The following is a 16,388-nucleotide window of genomic DNA, read 5'->3' as shown; positions in this document are numbered from 1 at the left end:
TGCCTAAATTAGCGTGAATACAATTCGACGATCAAACTTTCATTAATTTCACCGCTAATATCTTCGCGGTCAGGCACTTGCTTAAATGTTCCTTCCAGCTTAGTTGCGTCAACTGAAACCCAGGTAACTGCAGACATTTGCTGAACCAAATTGAGTGATTCCGTAATACGTGCTTGCTTCTTCGCTTTTTCACGAATCGCAACAATGTCACCAGGCTTAACCTGGATAGATGGAATATTCACAGCGCTGCCATTTAGCATGATGGCGCCGTGAGAAACCAACTGACGTGCTTCTGCACGTGTAGAACCAAAGCCCATGCGATAGACCACGTTGTCGAGACGTGACTCTAGCAACTGGAGCAATGTTTCACCAGTGTTGCCCTTACGACGCTCAGCTTCTGCGAAGTAACGACGGAACTGACGCTCTAATACGCCATAGATACGCTTAACCTTTTGCTTTTCACGCAATTGATTACCGTAATCCGATGTTCTTGAGCCAGATGTGCGACCATGTTGACCAGGCTTAGTATCTAACTTGCACTTGTCTGACAGGGCGCGACGTGCGCTCTTTAAAAATAAGTCGGTACCTTCCCGACGTGCTAATTTGGCCTTAGGCCCTAAGTAACGTGCCACGATGCTTTCCTTTCTTTACCGCAGTCTTACGACCGGCGGTGAGTTCACCCTTTAAATCAGGTGAACAGTGGGCTTTAATAAAAAACTACTAAAACTTGTACTACCAACTTCCTAGCTTAGATACGACGACGCTTAGGAGGACGGCAACCATTGTGTGGAACTGGAGTTACGTCTTGAATCTCAGTGATCTTGATGCCCAATGAGTTCAATGCACGAACTGCTGATTCACGACCTGGGCCTGGGCCTTTGATCTGAACTTCCAAGTTCTTAATACCGCATTCAATGGCTGTCTTACCAGCAACTTCTGCAGCTACCTGAGCAGCAAAAGGTGTTGATTTACGTGAGCCTTTGAAGCCTTGGCCGCCAGAAGTTGCCCATGAAAGCGCATTTCCTTGACGATCAGTGATCGTAATGATGGTGTTGTTAAAAGAAGCGTGAACGTGTGCGATACCGTCAGCAACGTTCTTTTTAACCTTCTTACGAGCGCGCTGTGAAGCGGCGGAAGCGGATTGTTGTTTTGCCATGTCAATAAACTTTCTTGATTATTTCTTCAGTGCGATGCCGGACTTACGTGGGCCCTTACGGGTACGCGCATTGGTCTTGGTACGTTGACCACGTACAGGCAAGCCCTTACGATGACGCACACCACGGTAGCAACCTAAGTCCATCAAACGCTTGATGCTCATAGTTACTTCACGACGAAGGTCACCTTCGGTGATGAACTTACCTACTTCATCACGCAACTTTTCCAAGTCAGCGTCGGTAAGATCTTTAACTTTTTTGTCGATTGCAACACCTGTGGTCTGGCAAATTTTGTGAGCACGAGTTGTGCCAATGCCAAAAATTGCTGTTAAACCGATAACAGTATGTTGATGATTTGGGATGTTTACCCCAGCGATACGTGCCATGAGATTTCCTCTTAATTAACCAGATCAGCCTTGACGCTGCTTATGACGTGCGTCTGAAGAACAGATCACGCGCACAACGCGTTTGCGCTTAATGATCTTGCAATTTCTGCAAATACACTTAACGGATGCTAAAACTTTCATAACTCACCTCTTAAAAATAGGTACTACTTAATCTTTACTTCGCGCGGAAAATGATTCTGGCGCGCGTCAGGTCGTAAGGAGTCATCTCCACCGTCACCTTATCTCCCGGCAAAATACGGATGTAATGCATCCGCATCTTTCCGGAAATGTGCCCTAGAACCACATGTCCGTTTTCCAGCTTCACGCGAAACATCGCGTTCGGCAAATTCTCTACAACTTCTCCCGCCATCTGAATTACATCGTCTTTAGACATTCAGTTAAGCGCCCATCTTAAAGTTGGCTTTTTTCATCAAAGAGCCGTATTGCTGTTGCATCACAAATGACTGAACTTGAGCCATGAAATCCATTGCAACGACAACAATAATCAACAATGAAGTACCACCAAAATAGAAAGGCACGTTGTACTTCAACACTAAAAATTCTGGTAATAAACAAACCAAAACCATATAAATCGCACCAGCCAAAGTTAAGCGCACCAAGATCTTGTCGATATAACGCGCTGTTTGGTCGCCCGGACGAATGCCAGGAACAAAGGCACCGCTTTTCTTCAAATTCTCAGCAGTGTCGCGGCTATTAAATACCAAGGCGGTATAAAAGAAGCAGAAGAAAATAATTGCAGCTGCGTACAGGATGGTGTACACGGGTTGACCTGGAGCCAAAGTCGCTGCCAAGTCCTTAATGATTCTGCTGAACATATTGGTTGGCTCGCCGGATGTGAACCAGCCAGCAATGGTTGCAGGGAACAAAATAATCGAAGAAGCAAAGATTGGAGGAATAACACCTGCCATATTTAACTTCAATGGGAAGTAAGAAGATTGGCCGCCGTAGATCTTGTTGCCAACTTGACGCTTAGCGTAGTTCACCAAAATACGACGCTGGCCGCGCTCTACAAATACCACAAAATAAGTTACTGCCACGCAAATCACAACGATCAGCAATGCAGAAATAATATTCATTGAGCCAGTACGCACCAACTCTAATAAGCTAGCTAAAGCATTTGGCAAGCCAGAAACAATACCGCCAAAAATAATGATCGAAATACCGTTGCCTAGGCCACGCTCAGTAATTTGCTCGCCAAGCCACATCAAGAACATCGTTCCGGTTACTAAAGTCACAACCGTATTGAGTTCAAACATCAGACCTGGGTTAATAACCAAGCCAGGTTGAGCTTGCAAAGCAACGGAAATACCCATTGCCTGGAAGGTCGCCAAAAGTACAGTGCCGTAACGGGTGTACTGAGTAATCTTGCGCTGACCAGCTTGGCCTTCTTTTTTCAAAGATTCCAATGAAGGGACAACAATAGTCATTAGCTGCATGATGATCGATGCAGAAATGTAAGGCATGATTCCCAAAGCAAAGACTGTAAAGCGAGATAAAGCGCCACCAGAGAACAAGTTAAACATTCCCAAGATGCCGTCTTTTTGACCAGCAAATAACTGTGCCAATTGGTCTGGATCAATGCCTGGAACAGGTATATGAGCACCCAAACGGAACACGAGCAAAGCCAACACCAGGAAGACCAAGCGCTGACGTAATTCGCCGAACTTGCCTCCTGCTGATGCAGTATTTGCGTTATTGGTAGGTGCTAATGCCATATCTACTGAAAAGACCTATTAAGCCAAATCAACTAGTTTGCCGCCAGCTGCTTCAATAGCTGCTTTAGCGCCGGCAGTTGCTGTAATACCCTTGAGGGTTACAGCAATCTTGAGTTCACCAGTCTTGATAACCTTAACTGCATTGATTTGCTCACCAGCAAAACCGTGAGCCTTCAATACCAACAAGTCCACTTCTGGCAAGTTGATTTTTGCTAAGTCGTTCAAAGTAATTTGACCAACGTGACGACGTGTCAAAGACACGAAACCGCGTTTTGGCAAACGACGATACATAGGCATCTGACCGCCTTCGAATCCAACTTTGTGGAATCCACCGGAACGAGATTTTTGACCTTTGTGACCGCGGCCTGCAGTTTTACCAAGACCAGAACCAATGCCACGACCTACGCGACGACGGTTTTTCTTGGAGCCCTCTGCGGGTTTGATTGTATTGAGTTGCATATTATTCGCCTATTTACTTGCTAGTTATTAGCCAATGACTTTAACTAGATAAGAAACTTTATTAATCATGCCGCGAACAGCTGGAGTGTCTTCCAATTCAGAAACTGAATTGATACGACCAAGGCCTAAGCCGCGTACAGTTGCACGGTGGCTTTCGCGTGTACCGATCAAGCTGCGCACTAATTGCAGTTTGACTTTGGAGTTTGATTTTGTCATTTGTAGATTCCTAATCTTTTGGTCTTAGCCGAGAATCTCTTCAACTGACTTACCGCGCTTAGCAGCAATCTCAGCAGGAGTACTCATCTTGTTCAAACCATCAATCGTTGCGCGAACCAAGTTGTACGGGTTTGTAGAACCGAGTGACTTAGCAACCACATTGGTTACACCCATTACGTCAAAAATTGCGCGCATTGGACCACCAGCAATAATTCCAGTACCGTCTTTAGCTGGAGAAATCAAAACGCGTGACGCGCCATGTTGACCAGTAACGGTGTGCTGCAAAGTACCTTTACGTAAAGTCACTTTGATCATCTTGCGACGAGCTTCGTCCATTGCCTTTTGAACAGCAACTGGAACTTCTTTTGATTTGCCTTTACCCATGCCGATGCGGCCATCGCCATCGCCAACTACAGTGAGTGCAGCGAAGCCGAGAATACGACCACCCTTAACCACTTTAGTTACACGATTAACAGCAATCATCTTCTCGCGAAGACCATCATCACGCTCTTCGTTTTGCATCTTAGTTTGCATTTTTGCCATGTTTTTTCCTAAACCCTATTAGAACTTCAGGCCGGCTTCACGCGCAGCTTCAGCTAAGGCCTTAATACGGCCGTGGTAACGATGACCGGAACGATCAAAAGCAACATCAACAACGCCTGCCTTAACAGCACGCTCAGCAACTAACTTGCCGATTTGTTTTGCCGCATCAGCGTTGCCGCCGTTTTTGATCGCTTGGCGCAAATCTTTTTCCATTGTTGAAGCAGCTGCTACAACTTTGGTTCCGCATGGGCTATATACCTGTGCAGAAATATGTGAATTGCTACGGATAACTGTTAAGCGATTTGCCATTGCTTCGGCAATGCGAATACGAGTCTGCCGAGCACGTCTTTGTCTGGATTCGTCTTTATTCATTTTCTAATCTCGCTTACTTCTTCTTGGTTTCTTTCAGATGCACAACCTCATCCACGTAGCGAACACCCTTGCCTTTGTATGGCTCTGGTGAACGGTATGCGCGAACTTCAGCTGCGACCTGGCCAACTTGCTGCTTGTTGGAGCCTTTAATAATGATTTCTGTTTGCGATGGAGTCTCAGCTTTTACGCCCTTAGGAAGGTTGTAAATAATGTCGTGTGAGAAACCGAGTTGCAACTTCAATGTTTCGCCTTGGGCTTGAGCACGGTAACCAACGCCTACCAAGCTGAGCTTGCGCTCAAAGCCTGAAGTTACGCCAACAACCATGTTGTTAACCAAAGCACGCGCTGTACCTGACTGTGCACCAGCTTCTGGTGAGTCGCTGTTTACAACCACTGTCAACACGCCATCTTCTTGTTTCAAACCAACTGTCGGGTGCAAGTTATGTGTCAATGTGCCCAGTGGACCTTTGACAGTAATGTTTGCACCGTTGATGCTGATTTCAGCGCCCTTAGGAACTGTAATTGGTGATTTACCTACGCGGGACATATTTCGCTCCTTAAGCTACGTAGCAAATAACTTCGCCGCCCACGCCTGTTGCACGTGCTTTACGGTCTGTCATTACGCCTTGAGGGGTTGAAATAATTGCAATGCCCAAGCCATTCATTACCTCTGGAATGTCATGACGGCCTTTATAGATACGTAAACTTGGTGTAGAAACACGGTCGATACGCTCGATAACAGGACGGCCTGCATAGTATTTAAGATCAATGTGGAGCACTGGCTTAGCTGCTTCACCTTTGATTTCAAAACTTTCGATATAGCCTTCATCTTGCAAAACTTTTGCAATAGCTACTTTAACTTTTGACGACGGCATTGTGACTAGCGGCTTCTGCACTGCTTGCGCATTGCGGATCCGGGTCAACATGTCGGCGATTGGATCGCTGATACTCATGAGTTCTCCTAATTCTTTCGCCGCTTACCAGCTGGCCTTGGTTAAACCGGGGATTTCGCCACGGAAGGCGATTTCACGAATCTTGCTACGAGCCAAACCGAATTTACGGAATGTGCCACGTGGGCGACCGGTTAATGAACAACGATTTCTTTGACGAATCGGGCTTGCGTTACGTGGAAGTGCCTGTAGTTTCAAGCGAGCTTCATAGCGCTCTTCATCGCTGCGTGATTGATCAGCAATGATCGCTTTGAGTTCGGCACGCTTTACAGCGTACTTCTCTACAGTTTTTGCGCGCTTATTCTCGCGCTCAATCAGGGATAGTTTTGCCACGTTAGCCTCTTAATTGCGGAAAGGGAATTTGAATGCTGCCAACAAAGCTTTTGCTTCTTCGTCGGTTTTAGCAGTCGTCGTAATACTGATATTGAGACCACGGAGGGCATCAATCTTGTCGTATTCGATTTCAGGGAAAATGATCTGCTCTTTAACGCCGATGTTGTAGTTACCACGGCCGTCAAATGCTTTACCGGAGATACCACGGAAGTCACGTACGCGTGGCAATGCAACAGTAACGAAACGATCCAAGAATTCGTACATGCGTTGACCACGCAATGTCACCATGGCACCGATTGGGTAGCCTTGACGAATTTTGAAACCTGCAATCGCTTTTTTCGCTTTAGTTACAACTGGCTTTTGGCCTGCAACCTTAGTTAAATCTCCAACTGCATTTTCGATAATTTTCTTGTCGTTCACTGCATCGCCCAGGCCCATATTCAGAGTTACCTTGGTAATGCGTGGAACTTCCATTACAGACTTGTAGCCAAACTTGGCAATCAAATCAGCAACAACTTTAGCTTGATAGTGTTCTTGAAAACGTGTGCTCATAATTTCTCCGTGCCCCTTATGCGCTTAATGTCGCGCCAGTGGTTTTGAGGAAACGTTGCTTTTTACCGTCAACGAGTTTGATACCAACACGTGATGGTTTGCCGTTACCGTCAACCACAGCCACATTAGAAATGTGAACAGGCATCGTCTTGTCAATCATGCCGCCAGTAACACCGGCAGCTGGATTTGGCTTAACGCTCTTTTTATAAATGTTTACGCCTTCGATCACTAATTTGTTCTCGAGAACGGCTGTAACAGTTCCTTGCTTGCCTTTATCGCGGCCAGTCAAGAGAACTACGGAATCACCTTTACGAATCTTTTTCATATCAGCCTCTTAAATAACTTCGGGGGCGAGAGAAACGATCTTCATGAACTTCTCAGTACGCAATTCGCGTGTAACTGGTCCGAAGATACGTGTGCCAATTGGCTCTAACTTAGCGTTGAGCAATACCGCAGCGTTTGCATCGAACTTAATCAATGAACCATCTGGACGGCGAACACCCTTAGCTGTTCTAACAACAACAGCGTTATAAATATCACCTTTTTTTACACGGCCACGTGGAGCAGCGGACTTTACAGTCACTTTGATGACATCACCGATACTGGCGTAACGACGCTTAGAGCCGCCCAATACCTTGATGCACAAAACTTCACTGGCGCCTGTGTTATCGGCGACCTGCAATCTACTTTCGGTTTGTATCATTTCTAATCCCCAACTTATTGGCCAGAGGCAAACAGTCTTGGTTCCGTCTATGGGCTTTAACGAAAGCTAAAACCCGGAATTAATGAAAAACACTGCTTCTCCAATAAAACCAGAGAAGCCTTCTATTCTACTACGTAAAACAGGGATTTGGGAAGAAACTTCGCCAAAATCCCTTAAAAATACCTTAAATACCCTTTGAAGCCTCAACCAAACGGGTCACAACCCAAGATTTGGTGCGTGAAATTGGCTTAGATTCAGCAATTTCAACAGTATCACCCATCTTGTATGTGCCAGCTTCGTCATGAGCGTGGTACTTTTTGGATTGGCCAACGTACTTACCAATCACCGGATGCTTCACTTGACGCTCAACTAAGACCGTCACAGTTTTTTGCATTTTGTCGCTAACAACGCGGCCCACAAGGGTGCGGCGCAAGGGTTTAGATAACTCTGTCATATCCCTTTTTCCTTATTTCTGTGCAGTCTTTTGGGTAATAAAAGTCTTTACACGAGCGATGTCGCGCTTAGTCTTACCCAATTGGCTGGTATTAGTGAGTTGCTGAGTACCCTTTTGCATACGGAGCTTAAAGTTGGTCTTTAAGAGCTCTGTCAATTCTGCATTCAAGGCAGTCAGATCTTTGGCTGCTAATTCTTTATTTTTCATAATCTCTATCCCGATCAACCTAAGTGGCGAATCACGAAAGTGGTCTGTAAAGGCAACTTAGCTGCAGCAAGCTTGAAAGCTTCGCGCGCCAATTGCTCATCAACACCGTCCATCTCGTAAAGCACTTTGCCTGGTTGGATTTCAGCTACGTAGTACTCTGGATTACCTTTACCATTACCCATACGTACTTCAGCAGGTTTTTGTGAAATTGGCTTATCTGGGAAAATACGAATCCAGATACGACCACCACGTTTAATGTGACGGGTCATTGCGCGACGTGCTGACTCGATTTGACGAGCAGTCAAACGACCACGGCCAACGGCCTTCAATCCAAAGTCACCAAAGGCTACAGAACTACCGCGTGTTGCCACGCCAGTGTTACGGCCTTTTTGTTCCTTACGATACTTGCGACGCTTTGGTTGTAGCATGCTTACTCTCCTGACTTCTGCGTATCTGCGGCAGGTGTTTCAACCTTGCGCACACGCTTTACTGCTGGCTTAGCAGCAACTAATGGCTTGTCAGCGCCAGCAGCTGGTTTACGAGCAGCTGTTTTGCTTGGAGCACGACGAGTTTTCTTTTCTTCGGCAGCTGGCTCAGCAGATGGAGCAGCTACTTGAGCTTCTGCACCACGACCCAATGTATCGCCTTTATAAACCCAAACTTTTACACCGATGATGCCGTATGTTGTTTCGGCTTCTGATGTTGCGTAATCAATATCAGCCTTCAATGTATGAAGTGGGACACGACCTTCACGGTACCATTCGCGACGGGCAATTTCTGCACCGTTCAAACGACCGGAAGACATGATCTTGATGCCTTGTGCGCCAAGACGCATTGCGCTTTGCATTGCACGCTTCATAGCGCGACGGAACATAATGCGCTTCTCTAACTGTTGAGTAATAGAGTCAGCGATCAATTGTGCGTCAACTTCTGGCTTACGAATTTCTTCAATGTTCACATGAACTGGAACACCCATGCGCTTTTGTAATTCACGACGGAGAACTTCAATGTCTTCGCCTTTTTTGCCGATGACAACGCCTGGACGTGAGCTATAAATAGTGATGCGCGCGTTCTTAGCAGGACGCTCAATCACAACTTTGCTTACTGATGCATTCTTTAACTTCTTCTTCAAATAGCTACGGACATCTACGTCCTCTTTCAGCATCTTTGCGAAGTCAGTATTGTTTGCATACCAACGTGATGTCCAATTCTTCGTTACCGCGAGTCGGAATCCGGTGGGGTTAATCTTTTGGCCCATATCTTTCCTTAGTTACTCAAGGTCACGCTAATGTGACAAGTTTGTTTTTCGATTTGATTGCCACGACCCTTAGCGCGTGCAGTGAAGCGCTTTAAGGAAGTGCCTTTATCAACGATGACCGCCGATACCTTGAGCTCATCAATGTCAGCACCTTTATTGTGTTCAGCATTTGCAATCGCTGATTCAACTACTTTTTTCACAATGAAGGCAGCTTTCTTGGGGCTGAAGTTCAAAATGTTTAATGCGCGAGCAATCGGCAAACCACGAATTTGGTCGGCGACCAAACGTGTCTTTTGCGCAGAAATGCGGGCACCCTTGTGAATAGCTTTAACTTCCATCATCATCCCCTTACTTCTTCGTTACTTTCTTGTCAGCAGCGTGACCTTTGAAAGTACGGGTCAAGGCAAATTCGCCTAACTTATGACCCACCATGTTTTCTGATACATAAACCGGAACGTGTTGACGACCGTTATGTACAGCAATCGTCAGACCAATAAAGTCTGGGAGGATTGTTGAACGGCGTGACCAAGTTTTGATCGGCTTTTTGTCTTTGTTGGCTTGTGCAACTTCAACTTTTTTTACTAAGCTGGCGTCGCAGAATGGGCCTTTTTTAGCTGAACGTGTCATATCTATTTATCCTTATCGCTTAACGTTTTTGACGACGTTGAACGATCATCGAAGTTGTACGCTTATTGCGACGTGTGCGATAACCTTTGGTTGGAGTGCCCCATGGAGATACAGGTACACGGCCTTCGCCAGTTCTACCTTCACCACCACCGTGTGGGTGATCTACTGGGTTCATTGCCACACCGCGAACGGTTGGGCGAATACCACGCCAGCGATTTGCGCCTGCTTTACCAATTTGACGCAAGCTGTGCTCTTCGTTACCAACTTCACCAATAGTGGCGCGGCACTCAATCAAAACACGGCGAACTTCACCGGAGCGCAAACGCACTTGAGCGTATACGCCTTCACGAGCTAGCAATACTGCTGAACCACCAGCTGAACGTGCAACTTGCGCACCTTTGCCTGGGAGAATTTCAACGCAGTGAATGGTGCTACCAACTGGAATATTGCGAATTGGCAAGTTATTACCAGATTTGATTGGTGCTTCAGAACCATTCATGATTGCTTGACCAACAGTCATGCCTTTAGCAGCGGGAATGTAGCGACGCTCACCATCCGCAAACACGATCAATGCAATATTTGCACTGCGGTTTGGGTCATATTCCAAGCGCTCAACTTTTGCAGGAATACCATCTTTGTCATTGCGTTTGAAGTCAACAACACGATAGTGATGCTTATGACCACCACCTTTATGACGGGTAGTGATGTGACCGTTGTTATTACGGCCCGCTTTTTGAAACTGTGGCTCTAGCAATGGTGCAAAAGGCTTGCCTTTATGGAGGTCAGGGTTGACCACCTTGACCATTGAGCGACGACCTGGTGAGGTCGGTTTTGTTTTCATCAAAGGCATGATTAATTCGCCTCCGCTTCAAAGTTAATTTCTTGACCTGGTTTCAAATTCACATAGGCCTTCTTAGTGTGGTCACGACGACCTTCAAAACGGCCATAGCGCTTAGGCTTACCCTTTTGATTCACGATTTGAACTGAGTCAACTTGCACTTTAAAGAGCAACTCAACTGCTTGTTTTACATCGCTCTTGTTTGCATCGCGAGCTACTTGGAAAACTACTTGTTCATTTTTCTCTGCAACCATAGTGGCTTTTTCAGAGATAACAGGACCAAGCAGAACCTTCATCAGGTTGTGATCGTTTTTACGGACTTGGCTCATTTCAGCAACTCCTCAATTTTTGCGATCGCTGCTTTGCTTACCAATACTTTTTTGTATTGCACCAAAGCTAATGGATCAGCGTGCTGTGGCTCACATACAGCAACCTTATGCAGGTTGCGTGATGCCAAGAACAAATTCTCGCTAACCTGATCAACGATGATCAAGACTGAATCCAAGCCCATTGCTTTAACTTTGTCAGCTAAAACTTTAGTCTTTGGAGCATCAAGATTGAATTGATCAACTACATTCAAACGGCCTTCGCGTGCTAACTGAGACAAAATAGATCTCATACCAGCGCGGTACATTTTCTTGTTTACTTTTTGGCTGAAATTCTCTTCTGGAGAATTCGGGAATATACGACCACCTCCACGCCACAGCGGGGAAGAGCTCATACCAGCACGTGCACGACCAGTACCTTTTTGACGCCAAGGCTTCTTGGTTGTGTGCTTAACTTGCTCACGGTCTTTCTGTGCACGGTTACCGCTACGTGCATTTGCTTGGTAAGCCACTACAACTTGGTGTACCAATGCTTCGTTATATTCGCGCTCGAATACTTCTGGTGAAGCTTGTACGCCTGCACCTAAAGTACCGTTATCTTGGAGAAGCTTAAGTTCCATATTCGCTCCCCTTATTTCTTCTTCAACGGTGTTTTCACCGCTGGAGTAACAATAACTTTACCGCCTGGGGCGCCTGGAATAGCGCCTTTAACCATGATGAGATTACGTTCTGCATCAATGCGTGCGATGACTAAATTTTGTACGGTACGGGTAACGTCACCAAGGTGGCCAGTCATGCGCTTACCTGGGAAAACACGACCTGGATCTTGCGCCATACCGATAGAGCCTGGTACGTTGTGTGATCTAGAGTTACCGTGGGATGCACGACCAGAAGCGAAGTGATAACGCTTGATGGTACCGGCATAACCTTTACCGATTGAAACGCCTTGTACGTCCACTTTTTGACCAGCTGTAAAAGCAGCGTCAGCAGGAATTACTTGTCCTGGTGTCATTTCTGCGATTTTTGCTGCGTCTAATTGGAATTCGTTGAGACCGTTACCAGCCATCACTCCTGCTTTGGCGAAGTGACCAGCCATTGCTTTGGTAACGCGAGTAGCTCTACGTGTGCCATGTGCCAACTGGATAGCATCATAGCCATCAGTTGCCTGGGTCTTGATTTGAGCGATTCTGTTGTCGCTCACGTCAATTACGGTTACAGGGATTGAATCCCCTTCGTCCGTAAATAGACGGGTCATGCCGACCTTGCGGCCGATTAAGCCTAAGCTCATATTCATGCTCCACGCCGACTTCGATTGGTCGGCAAAATTAATTTAAGTGATTTACAAGTAAAAGTACTTCTAAATCAATAACTTACAACGTTTTTAATGCTGATAAAGCCTAAAATTTCGCCCAAATAATTGAGCGAAGCCTTAGATTCTATCCCGAAATGCCGATCTTGACAAGCAAAAAGACCGGAAACAACAAATTACTGCAACTTAATTTCGACGTCCACACCTGCTGGAAGGTCTAATTTCATCAAGGCATCCACAGTTTTCTCTGTAGGATCAACGATATCCATCAAACGAAGATGGGTACGGATCTCTAATTGATCACGGGAGGTCTTGTTCACGTGTGGTGAACGCAAGATATCAAAACGCTCAATACGGGTTGGCAAAGGTACTGGCCCCTTAACAACCGCACCAGTACGCTTAGCTGTATCAACGATTTCAGCTGCAGACTGGTCGATCAAACGGTAATCAAATGCTTTAAGACGAATACGAATTTTTTGGTTTTGCATATTAATTCCAAAGAGCGGTGTGGTGCTGCCACGTTATACATCTAAAGAGCACGGTGACATCAGCAGCACTGATGTCACCGGTTAGCAAACCGCTAAATATTAATTACTTCTACTACTTAAGCCAAAATCTTTGCAACCACGCCGGCGCCAACAGTACGGCCACCTTCACGGATCGCAAAACGTAAACCTTCTTCCATCGCGATTGGCGCGATGAGTTTTACGGTAATCGTGACGTTATCACCAGGCATCACCATTTCTTTATCTTTTGGCAACTCGATTGAACCTGTTACGTCCGTTGTACGGAAGTAAAACTGTGGACGATAGTTGTTAAAGAATGGAGTATGACGACCACCTTCATCTTTACCCAAGATGTAAACCTCGGCTGTAAAGTGAGTATGTGGGGTGATTGAACCTGGCTTAGCCAATACTTGGCCGCGCTCAACTTCTTCACGCTTTGTACCGCGTAACAAGATACCAACGTTATCGCCTGCTTGACCTTGGTCGAGCAATTTGCGGAACATTTCAACACCAGTACAAGTAGTCTTGAGGGTTGGTTTGATACCAACGATTTCAATCTCTTCGCCTACTTTAACGATACCGCGCTCGATACGGCCGGTAACTACAGTACCGCGACCGGAGATCGAGAACACGTCTTCTACTGGCATCAAGAACGCACCATCAATGGCACGCTCTGGAGTTGGGATGTAGGTGTCTAATGCTTCAGCCAATTTCATGATGGCTTCTTTGCCCAATGGGCCTTCGTCGCCTTCAAGAGCTAACTTAGCAGAACCTTGAACGATTGGTGTGTCATCGCCTGGGAAGTCGTATTTAGACAGAAGTTCACGAACTTCCATTTCCACTAACTCGAGCAATTCAGCGTCATCCACCATGTCGCACTTGTTCAAGAACACCACGATGTAAGGAACACCCACTTGGCGCGCCAAGAGGATATGCTCACGAGTTTGTGGCATTGGACCGTCAGCAGCAGAGCAAACTAAAATTGCGCCGTCCATCTGAGCAGCACCAGTAATCATGTTCTTCACGTAGTCAGCATGTCCTGGGCAGTCAACGTGAGCGTAGTGACGATTTGCAGTCTCGTACTCAACGTGCGCTGTATTAATCGTAATACCACGTGCTTTTTCTTCTGGAGCAGCATCAATCTGATCGTATGCTTTTGCTTCGCCACCAAATGCTTTTGAGAGCACGGTTGCAATTGCTGCTGTCAATGTGGTTTTACCGTGGTCAACGTGACCGATGGTGCCTACGTTTACGTGCGGTTTTGTCCGCTCGAACTTTTCTTTTGCCATTTTTGTCTGCCTTCTTAGCTAGTCAATATTCAAAATTAATGTGGATAAATTACTTCGCTTTAGCAGCCATAACTGCTTCAGCAACGTTCTTAGGTGCTTCGGAATAATGCTTAAATTCCATGGTGTAGGTAGCACGACCTTGGGTCAACGAGCGCAAGCCAGTTGAGTAACCAAACATCTCTGCCAATGGCACTTCAGCACGTACGATCTTCCCGCCGCCTGGAATGTCATCCATACCTTGCAAAATACCGCGACGGGATGAGAGGTCACCCATTACGTTACCCATGAAATCTTCCGGTGTTTCTACTTCAACAGCCATCATTGGTTCAAGCAATACTGGAGATGCTTTGCGCATACCGTCCTTGAACGCCATTGAGCCTGCCATCTTAAATGCGTTTTCGTTGGAGTCAACGTCATGGTATGAACCGAAGAACAGGGTTGCTTTGATATCAACCACTGGATAGCCAGCCAATACACCAGAATTCAATGTTTCAACAATACCTTTTTCTACTGCAGGGATGTATTCACGTGGAACCACACCGCCTTTAATAGCGTCAACGAATTCAAAACCTTTACCAGGAGCTTGTGGCTCAAGCTTAAGCACTACGTGGCCATACTGACCGCGACCACCAGACTGCTTAACGAATTTACCTTCAATCTCTTCGCAAACCTTGCGGATTGTTTCGCGGTATGCAACTTGTGGCTTACCAACCGTTGCTTCAACGCTGAACTCACGCTTCATACGATCAACCAAAATTTCCAAGTGAAGCTCGCCCATTCCGGAAATAATTGTCTGGCCTGATTCTTCGTCAGTCTTCACACGGAAAGAAGGATCTTCTTGTGCCAAGCGATTCAAAGCAAGACCCATTTTTTCTTGGTCAGCTTTTGTCTTTGGCTCAACAGCTTGTGAGATTACTGGCTCTGGGAATACCATGCGCTCCAAAATAACGATGCTATCTGGATCACACAATGTTTCGCCAGTAGTTGCATCTTTCAGACCAACTGCTGCAGCGATATCGCCCGCGTAAACTTCTTTAATTTCTTCACGTTGGTTTGCATGCATCTGCAACAAACGACCAACACGCTCTTTCTTGCCCTTAATTGGGTTGTAGATAGTGTCGCCAGACTTCATTACGCCTGAGTAAACGCGGAAGAAGATGAGCTGGCCAACAAATGGGTCAGTCATGATCTTAAATGCCAATGCAGAAAACTTCGCGCTGTCAGATGCTTCACGAGTAGCAGGTGAACCATCTTCCAATTCACATGGAACCGGCGGAACATCTAATGGGGATGGCAACAACTCAACTACTGCATCCAACATCGCCTGAACGCCTTTGTTTTTGAAAGCAGTTCCGCACAACATTGGAACGATTTCATTGGCGATAGTACGTTGACGCAATGCGCCTTTAATTTCTTCTTCGGTCAAGCCTTCGCCGCCGAGATATTTTTCCATCAACTCTTCTGAGCTCTCTGCAGCAGCTTCGAGCATTTTCTCGCGCCACTCTTCAGCAGATGCTTGCAATTCAGCAGGAATATCTTCGTAAGTAAATTTAGTGCCTTGTGAAGCCTCATCCCAGTAGATGGCCTTCATTTTTACCAAATCCACAACGCCTTTGAAATTTTCTTCAGCACCGATAGGAATCTGGATCAAGATTGGGTTTGCCTTGAGGCGAGTCTTCATTTGGTCGTAGACCTTGAAGAAGTTCGCGCCAGTGCGGTCCATCTTATTAACGAACGCCAAACGGGGAACTTGATACTTATTTGCCTGACGCCAAACAGTTTCAGATTGTGGCTGTACTCCACCCACCGCACAGTAAACCATACAAGCACCATCCAACACGCGCATTGAGCGCTCAACTTCAATAGTGAAGTCTACGTGTCCTGGTGTATCAATAATGTTGATACGGTGCTCAGGCATATTGCCTGCCATACCCTTCCAGAAAGTGGTGGTAGCAGCAGAAGTAATGGTGATACCACGCTCTTGCTCTTGCTCCATCCAGTCCATGGTAGCTGCGCCGTCATGCACTTCACCGATCTTGTGATTAACGCCGGTGTAGAACAAAACGCGTTCTGTAGTTGTTGTCTTACCTGCGTCAATATGCGCAGAAATACCAATATTGCGGTATTTGTCGATGGGGGTTTTACGTGCCACTGTTAGTGCCTTTTCTTA

Annotated in this window: 29 protein-coding genes; all 29 read right to left on the bottom strand. The window is 46.1% G+C overall.

The window, feature by feature from the left end:
• Positions 1-8 precede the first annotated feature (8 nt).
• Positions 9-632 (bottom strand): 30S ribosomal protein S4, encoded by a 624-nt coding sequence (gene rpsD, locus FD968_RS00430; RefSeq protein ID WP_215366479.1) that lies wholly within the window; start codon positions 630-632, stop codon positions 9-11.
• Positions 633-748: 116 nt separating this feature from the next.
• Positions 749-1,156 (bottom strand): 30S ribosomal protein S11, encoded by a 408-nt coding sequence (gene rpsK, locus FD968_RS00425; protein ID WP_015420254.1) that lies wholly within the window; start codon positions 1,154-1,156, stop codon positions 749-751.
• A gap of 18 nt (positions 1,157-1,174) precedes the next feature.
• A complete protein-coding gene (rpsM, locus tag FD968_RS00420) occupies positions 1,175-1,540 on the bottom strand; it encodes a 30S ribosomal protein S13 (protein ID WP_215296111.1) in 366 nt (121 codons plus the stop codon).
• Positions 1,541-1,564: 24 nt separating this feature from the next.
• Positions 1,565-1,681 (bottom strand): 50S ribosomal protein L36, encoded by a 117-nt coding sequence (rpmJ, locus tag FD968_RS00415; RefSeq protein ID WP_012357167.1) that lies wholly within the window; start codon positions 1,679-1,681, stop codon positions 1,565-1,567.
• Between the two features lie 34 nt (positions 1,682-1,715).
• Positions 1,716-1,934: a translation initiation factor IF-1 gene (gene infA / locus FD968_RS00410; RefSeq protein ID WP_068320132.1), complete on the bottom strand. Its 219-nt coding sequence runs from the start codon at positions 1,932-1,934 to the stop codon at positions 1,716-1,718.
• 4 nt (positions 1,935-1,938) lie between these two features.
• Positions 1,939-3,276, bottom strand: a complete 1,338-nt coding sequence (secY, locus tag FD968_RS00405) for a preprotein translocase subunit SecY (RefSeq protein WP_215366475.1) — start codon at positions 3,274-3,276, stop codon at positions 1,939-1,941.
• 18 nt (positions 3,277-3,294) lie between these two features.
• The gene (gene rplO, locus FD968_RS00400) at positions 3,295-3,735 is read right to left on the bottom strand and encodes a 50S ribosomal protein L15 (RefSeq protein ID WP_215366471.1); all 441 of its coding nucleotides are present in this window, start codon (positions 3,733-3,735) and stop codon (positions 3,295-3,297) included.
• A 27-nt stretch (positions 3,736-3,762) separates the two neighbouring features.
• On the bottom strand, positions 3,763-3,951 hold the full coding sequence (gene rpmD, locus FD968_RS00395; protein WP_068947704.1) for a 50S ribosomal protein L30: 189 nt from the start codon (positions 3,949-3,951) through the stop codon (positions 3,763-3,765).
• Between the two features lie 24 nt (positions 3,952-3,975).
• Positions 3,976-4,494 (bottom strand): 30S ribosomal protein S5, encoded by a 519-nt coding sequence (gene rpsE / locus FD968_RS00390; RefSeq protein ID WP_215366468.1) that lies wholly within the window; start codon positions 4,492-4,494, stop codon positions 3,976-3,978.
• Between the two features lie 18 nt (positions 4,495-4,512).
• Positions 4,513-4,866: a 50S ribosomal protein L18 gene (gene rplR, locus FD968_RS00385; RefSeq protein WP_215366465.1), complete on the bottom strand. Its 354-nt coding sequence runs from the start codon at positions 4,864-4,866 to the stop codon at positions 4,513-4,515.
• A 13-nt stretch (positions 4,867-4,879) separates the two neighbouring features.
• Positions 4,880-5,413: a 50S ribosomal protein L6 gene (rplF, locus tag FD968_RS00380; RefSeq protein ID WP_068947701.1), complete on the bottom strand. Its 534-nt coding sequence runs from the start codon at positions 5,411-5,413 to the stop codon at positions 4,880-4,882.
• Between the two features lie 10 nt (positions 5,414-5,423).
• Positions 5,424-5,819: a 30S ribosomal protein S8 gene (gene rpsH, locus FD968_RS00375; protein WP_068947700.1), complete on the bottom strand. Its 396-nt coding sequence runs from the start codon at positions 5,817-5,819 to the stop codon at positions 5,424-5,426.
• A 24-nt stretch (positions 5,820-5,843) separates the two neighbouring features.
• Positions 5,844-6,149: a 30S ribosomal protein S14 gene (rpsN, locus tag FD968_RS00370; RefSeq protein ID WP_011901913.1), complete on the bottom strand. Its 306-nt coding sequence runs from the start codon at positions 6,147-6,149 to the stop codon at positions 5,844-5,846.
• 9 nt (positions 6,150-6,158) lie between these two features.
• Positions 6,159-6,701, bottom strand: coding sequence for a 50S ribosomal protein L5 (gene rplE / locus FD968_RS00365; RefSeq protein ID WP_015420243.1), 543 nt, complete (start codon positions 6,699-6,701; stop codon positions 6,159-6,161).
• 16 nt (positions 6,702-6,717) lie between these two features.
• A complete protein-coding gene (rplX, locus tag FD968_RS00360; protein WP_011901911.1) occupies positions 6,718-7,026 on the bottom strand; it encodes a 50S ribosomal protein L24 in 309 nt (102 codons plus the stop codon).
• Between the two features lie 9 nt (positions 7,027-7,035).
• A complete protein-coding gene (gene rplN / locus FD968_RS00355) occupies positions 7,036-7,404 on the bottom strand; it encodes a 50S ribosomal protein L14 (RefSeq protein ID WP_087908804.1) in 369 nt (122 codons plus the stop codon).
• 184 nt (positions 7,405-7,588) lie between these two features.
• On the bottom strand, positions 7,589-7,858 hold the full coding sequence (rpsQ, locus tag FD968_RS00350) for a 30S ribosomal protein S17 (RefSeq protein ID WP_011901909.1): 270 nt from the start codon (positions 7,856-7,858) through the stop codon (positions 7,589-7,591).
• 12 nt (positions 7,859-7,870) lie between these two features.
• Positions 7,871-8,065, bottom strand: coding sequence for a 50S ribosomal protein L29 (gene rpmC, locus FD968_RS00345; RefSeq protein ID WP_215366462.1), 195 nt, complete (start codon positions 8,063-8,065; stop codon positions 7,871-7,873).
• A gap of 14 nt (positions 8,066-8,079) precedes the next feature.
• On the bottom strand, positions 8,080-8,493 hold the full coding sequence (gene rplP, locus FD968_RS00340; RefSeq protein WP_011901907.1) for a 50S ribosomal protein L16: 414 nt from the start codon (positions 8,491-8,493) through the stop codon (positions 8,080-8,082).
• A gap of 2 nt (positions 8,494-8,495) precedes the next feature.
• Positions 8,496-9,323, bottom strand: coding sequence for a 30S ribosomal protein S3 (gene rpsC / locus FD968_RS00335; protein ID WP_068947696.1), 828 nt, complete (start codon positions 9,321-9,323; stop codon positions 8,496-8,498).
• A gap of 8 nt (positions 9,324-9,331) precedes the next feature.
• Positions 9,332-9,664 (bottom strand): 50S ribosomal protein L22, encoded by a 333-nt coding sequence (gene rplV, locus FD968_RS00330; protein ID WP_197712017.1) that lies wholly within the window; start codon positions 9,662-9,664, stop codon positions 9,332-9,334.
• A 7-nt stretch (positions 9,665-9,671) separates the two neighbouring features.
• Positions 9,672-9,950 (bottom strand): 30S ribosomal protein S19, encoded by a 279-nt coding sequence (gene rpsS / locus FD968_RS00325; RefSeq protein WP_011901904.1) that lies wholly within the window; start codon positions 9,948-9,950, stop codon positions 9,672-9,674.
• A gap of 19 nt (positions 9,951-9,969) precedes the next feature.
• The gene (gene rplB / locus FD968_RS00320; RefSeq protein WP_068947694.1) at positions 9,970-10,800 is read right to left on the bottom strand and encodes a 50S ribosomal protein L2; all 831 of its coding nucleotides are present in this window, start codon (positions 10,798-10,800) and stop codon (positions 9,970-9,972) included.
• Between the two features lie 2 nt (positions 10,801-10,802).
• Positions 10,803-11,117 carry a 50S ribosomal protein L23 gene (rplW, locus tag FD968_RS00315; RefSeq protein ID WP_068947693.1) on the bottom strand — a complete coding sequence of 105 codons (315 nt, stop codon included), beginning with the start codon at positions 11,115-11,117 and terminating at the stop codon, positions 10,803-10,805.
• On the bottom strand, positions 11,114-11,734 hold the full coding sequence (rplD, locus tag FD968_RS00310) for a 50S ribosomal protein L4 (protein ID WP_215293447.1): 621 nt from the start codon (positions 11,732-11,734) through the stop codon (positions 11,114-11,116). The genes rplW and rplD overlap by 4 nt, the downstream gene beginning before the upstream one ends.
• An 11-nt stretch (positions 11,735-11,745) precedes the next feature.
• Positions 11,746-12,402 (bottom strand): 50S ribosomal protein L3, encoded by a 657-nt coding sequence (rplC, locus tag FD968_RS00305; RefSeq protein ID WP_215320696.1) that lies wholly within the window; start codon positions 12,400-12,402, stop codon positions 11,746-11,748.
• A 197-nt stretch (positions 12,403-12,599) separates the two neighbouring features.
• Positions 12,600-12,911: a 30S ribosomal protein S10 gene (gene rpsJ / locus FD968_RS00300; protein WP_011901899.1), complete on the bottom strand. Its 312-nt coding sequence runs from the start codon at positions 12,909-12,911 to the stop codon at positions 12,600-12,602.
• A 116-nt stretch (positions 12,912-13,027) separates the two neighbouring features.
• Entirely contained in the window at positions 13,028-14,218 is a 1,191-nt protein-coding gene (gene tuf / locus FD968_RS00295) for an elongation factor Tu (protein WP_215366437.1), read from the bottom strand.
• Between the two features lie 49 nt (positions 14,219-14,267).
• Positions 14,268-16,370 carry an elongation factor G gene (fusA, locus tag FD968_RS00290; protein WP_215366460.1) on the bottom strand — a complete coding sequence of 701 codons (2,103 nt, stop codon included), beginning with the start codon at positions 16,368-16,370 and terminating at the stop codon, positions 14,268-14,270.
• Positions 16,371-16,388: the final 18 nt, after the last annotated feature.

Source organism: Polynucleobacter sp. AP-Titi-500A-B4 (assembly GCF_018688095.1).
In the GTDB taxonomy this organism is placed as follows: Bacteria; Pseudomonadota; Gammaproteobacteria; order Burkholderiales; family Burkholderiaceae; genus Polynucleobacter.
This window is presented reverse-complemented; position numbering and strand designations above follow the sequence as displayed.

What these genes read in the sequence shown, in the direction of transcription:
- rpsJ (WP_011901899.1), bottom strand. Translation starts at nt 12,911, where the DNA reads ATGCAAAACCAAAAAATTCGTATTCGTCTTAAAGCATTTGATTACCGT.
- rplX (WP_011901911.1), bottom strand. Translation starts at nt 7,026, where the DNA reads ATGAAAAAGATTCGTAAAGGTGATTCCGTAGTTCTCTTGACTGGCCGC.
- rplO (WP_215366471.1), bottom strand. Translation starts at nt 3,735, where the DNA reads ATGCAACTCAATACAATCAAACCCGCAGAGGGCTCCAAGAAAAACCGT.
- rpsQ (WP_011901909.1), bottom strand. Translation starts at nt 7,858, where the DNA reads ATGACAGAGTTATCTAAACCCTTGCGCCGCACCCTTGTGGGCCGCGTT.
- rplN (WP_087908804.1), bottom strand. Translation starts at nt 7,404, where the DNA reads ATGATACAAACCGAAAGTAGATTGCAGGTCGCCGATAACACAGGCGCC.
- rplP (WP_011901907.1), bottom strand. Translation starts at nt 8,493, where the DNA reads ATGCTACAACCAAAGCGTCGCAAGTATCGTAAGGAACAAAAAGGCCGT.
- rpmD (WP_068947704.1), bottom strand. Translation starts at nt 3,951, where the DNA reads ATGACAAAATCAAACTCCAAAGTCAAACTGCAATTAGTGCGCAGCTTG.
- rpmJ (WP_012357167.1), bottom strand. Translation starts at nt 1,681, where the DNA reads ATGAAAGTTTTAGCATCCGTTAAGTGTATTTGCAGAAATTGCAAGATC.
- rplW (WP_068947693.1), bottom strand. Translation starts at nt 11,117, where the DNA reads ATGAGCCAAGTCCGTAAAAACGATCACAACCTGATGAAGGTTCTGCTT.
- rplR (WP_215366465.1), bottom strand. Translation starts at nt 4,866, where the DNA reads ATGAATAAAGACGAATCCAGACAAAGACGTGCTCGGCAGACTCGTATT.
- rplV (WP_197712017.1), bottom strand. Translation starts at nt 9,664, where the DNA reads ATGATGGAAGTTAAAGCTATTCACAAGGGTGCCCGCATTTCTGCGCAA.
- rplE (WP_015420243.1), bottom strand. Translation starts at nt 6,701, where the DNA reads ATGAGCACACGTTTTCAAGAACACTATCAAGCTAAAGTTGTTGCTGAT.
- rpmC (WP_215366462.1), bottom strand. Translation starts at nt 8,065, where the DNA reads ATGAAAAATAAAGAATTAGCAGCCAAAGATCTGACTGCCTTGAATGCA.
- rpsK (WP_015420254.1), bottom strand. Translation starts at nt 1,156, where the DNA reads ATGGCAAAACAACAATCCGCTTCCGCCGCTTCACAGCGCGCTCGTAAG.
- rplD (WP_215293447.1), bottom strand. Translation starts at nt 11,734, where the DNA reads ATGGAACTTAAGCTTCTCCAAGATAACGGTACTTTAGGTGCAGGCGTA.
- rplF (WP_068947701.1), bottom strand. Translation starts at nt 5,413, where the DNA reads ATGTCCCGCGTAGGTAAATCACCAATTACAGTTCCTAAGGGCGCTGAA.
- rpsM (WP_215296111.1), bottom strand. Translation starts at nt 1,540, where the DNA reads ATGGCACGTATCGCTGGGGTAAACATCCCAAATCATCAACATACTGTT.
- infA (WP_068320132.1), bottom strand. Translation starts at nt 1,934, where the DNA reads ATGTCTAAAGACGATGTAATTCAGATGGCGGGAGAAGTTGTAGAGAAT.
- rpsS (WP_011901904.1), bottom strand. Translation starts at nt 9,950, where the DNA reads ATGACACGTTCAGCTAAAAAAGGCCCATTCTGCGACGCCAGCTTAGTA.
- rpsH (WP_068947700.1), bottom strand. Translation starts at nt 5,819, where the DNA reads ATGAGTATCAGCGATCCAATCGCCGACATGTTGACCCGGATCCGCAAT.
- secY (WP_215366475.1), bottom strand. Translation starts at nt 3,276, where the DNA reads ATGGCATTAGCACCTACCAATAACGCAAATACTGCATCAGCAGGAGGC.
- rplB (WP_068947694.1), bottom strand. Translation starts at nt 10,800, where the DNA reads ATGCCTTTGATGAAAACAAAACCGACCTCACCAGGTCGTCGCTCAATG.
- rplC (WP_215320696.1), bottom strand. Translation starts at nt 12,402, where the DNA reads ATGAGCTTAGGCTTAATCGGCCGCAAGGTCGGCATGACCCGTCTATTT.
- rpsC (WP_068947696.1), bottom strand. Translation starts at nt 9,323, where the DNA reads ATGGGCCAAAAGATTAACCCCACCGGATTCCGACTCGCGGTAACGAAG.
- rpsE (WP_215366468.1), bottom strand. Translation starts at nt 4,494, where the DNA reads ATGGCAAAAATGCAAACTAAGATGCAAAACGAAGAGCGTGATGATGGT.
- tuf (WP_215366437.1), bottom strand. Translation starts at nt 14,218, where the DNA reads ATGGCAAAAGAAAAGTTCGAGCGGACAAAACCGCACGTAAACGTAGGC.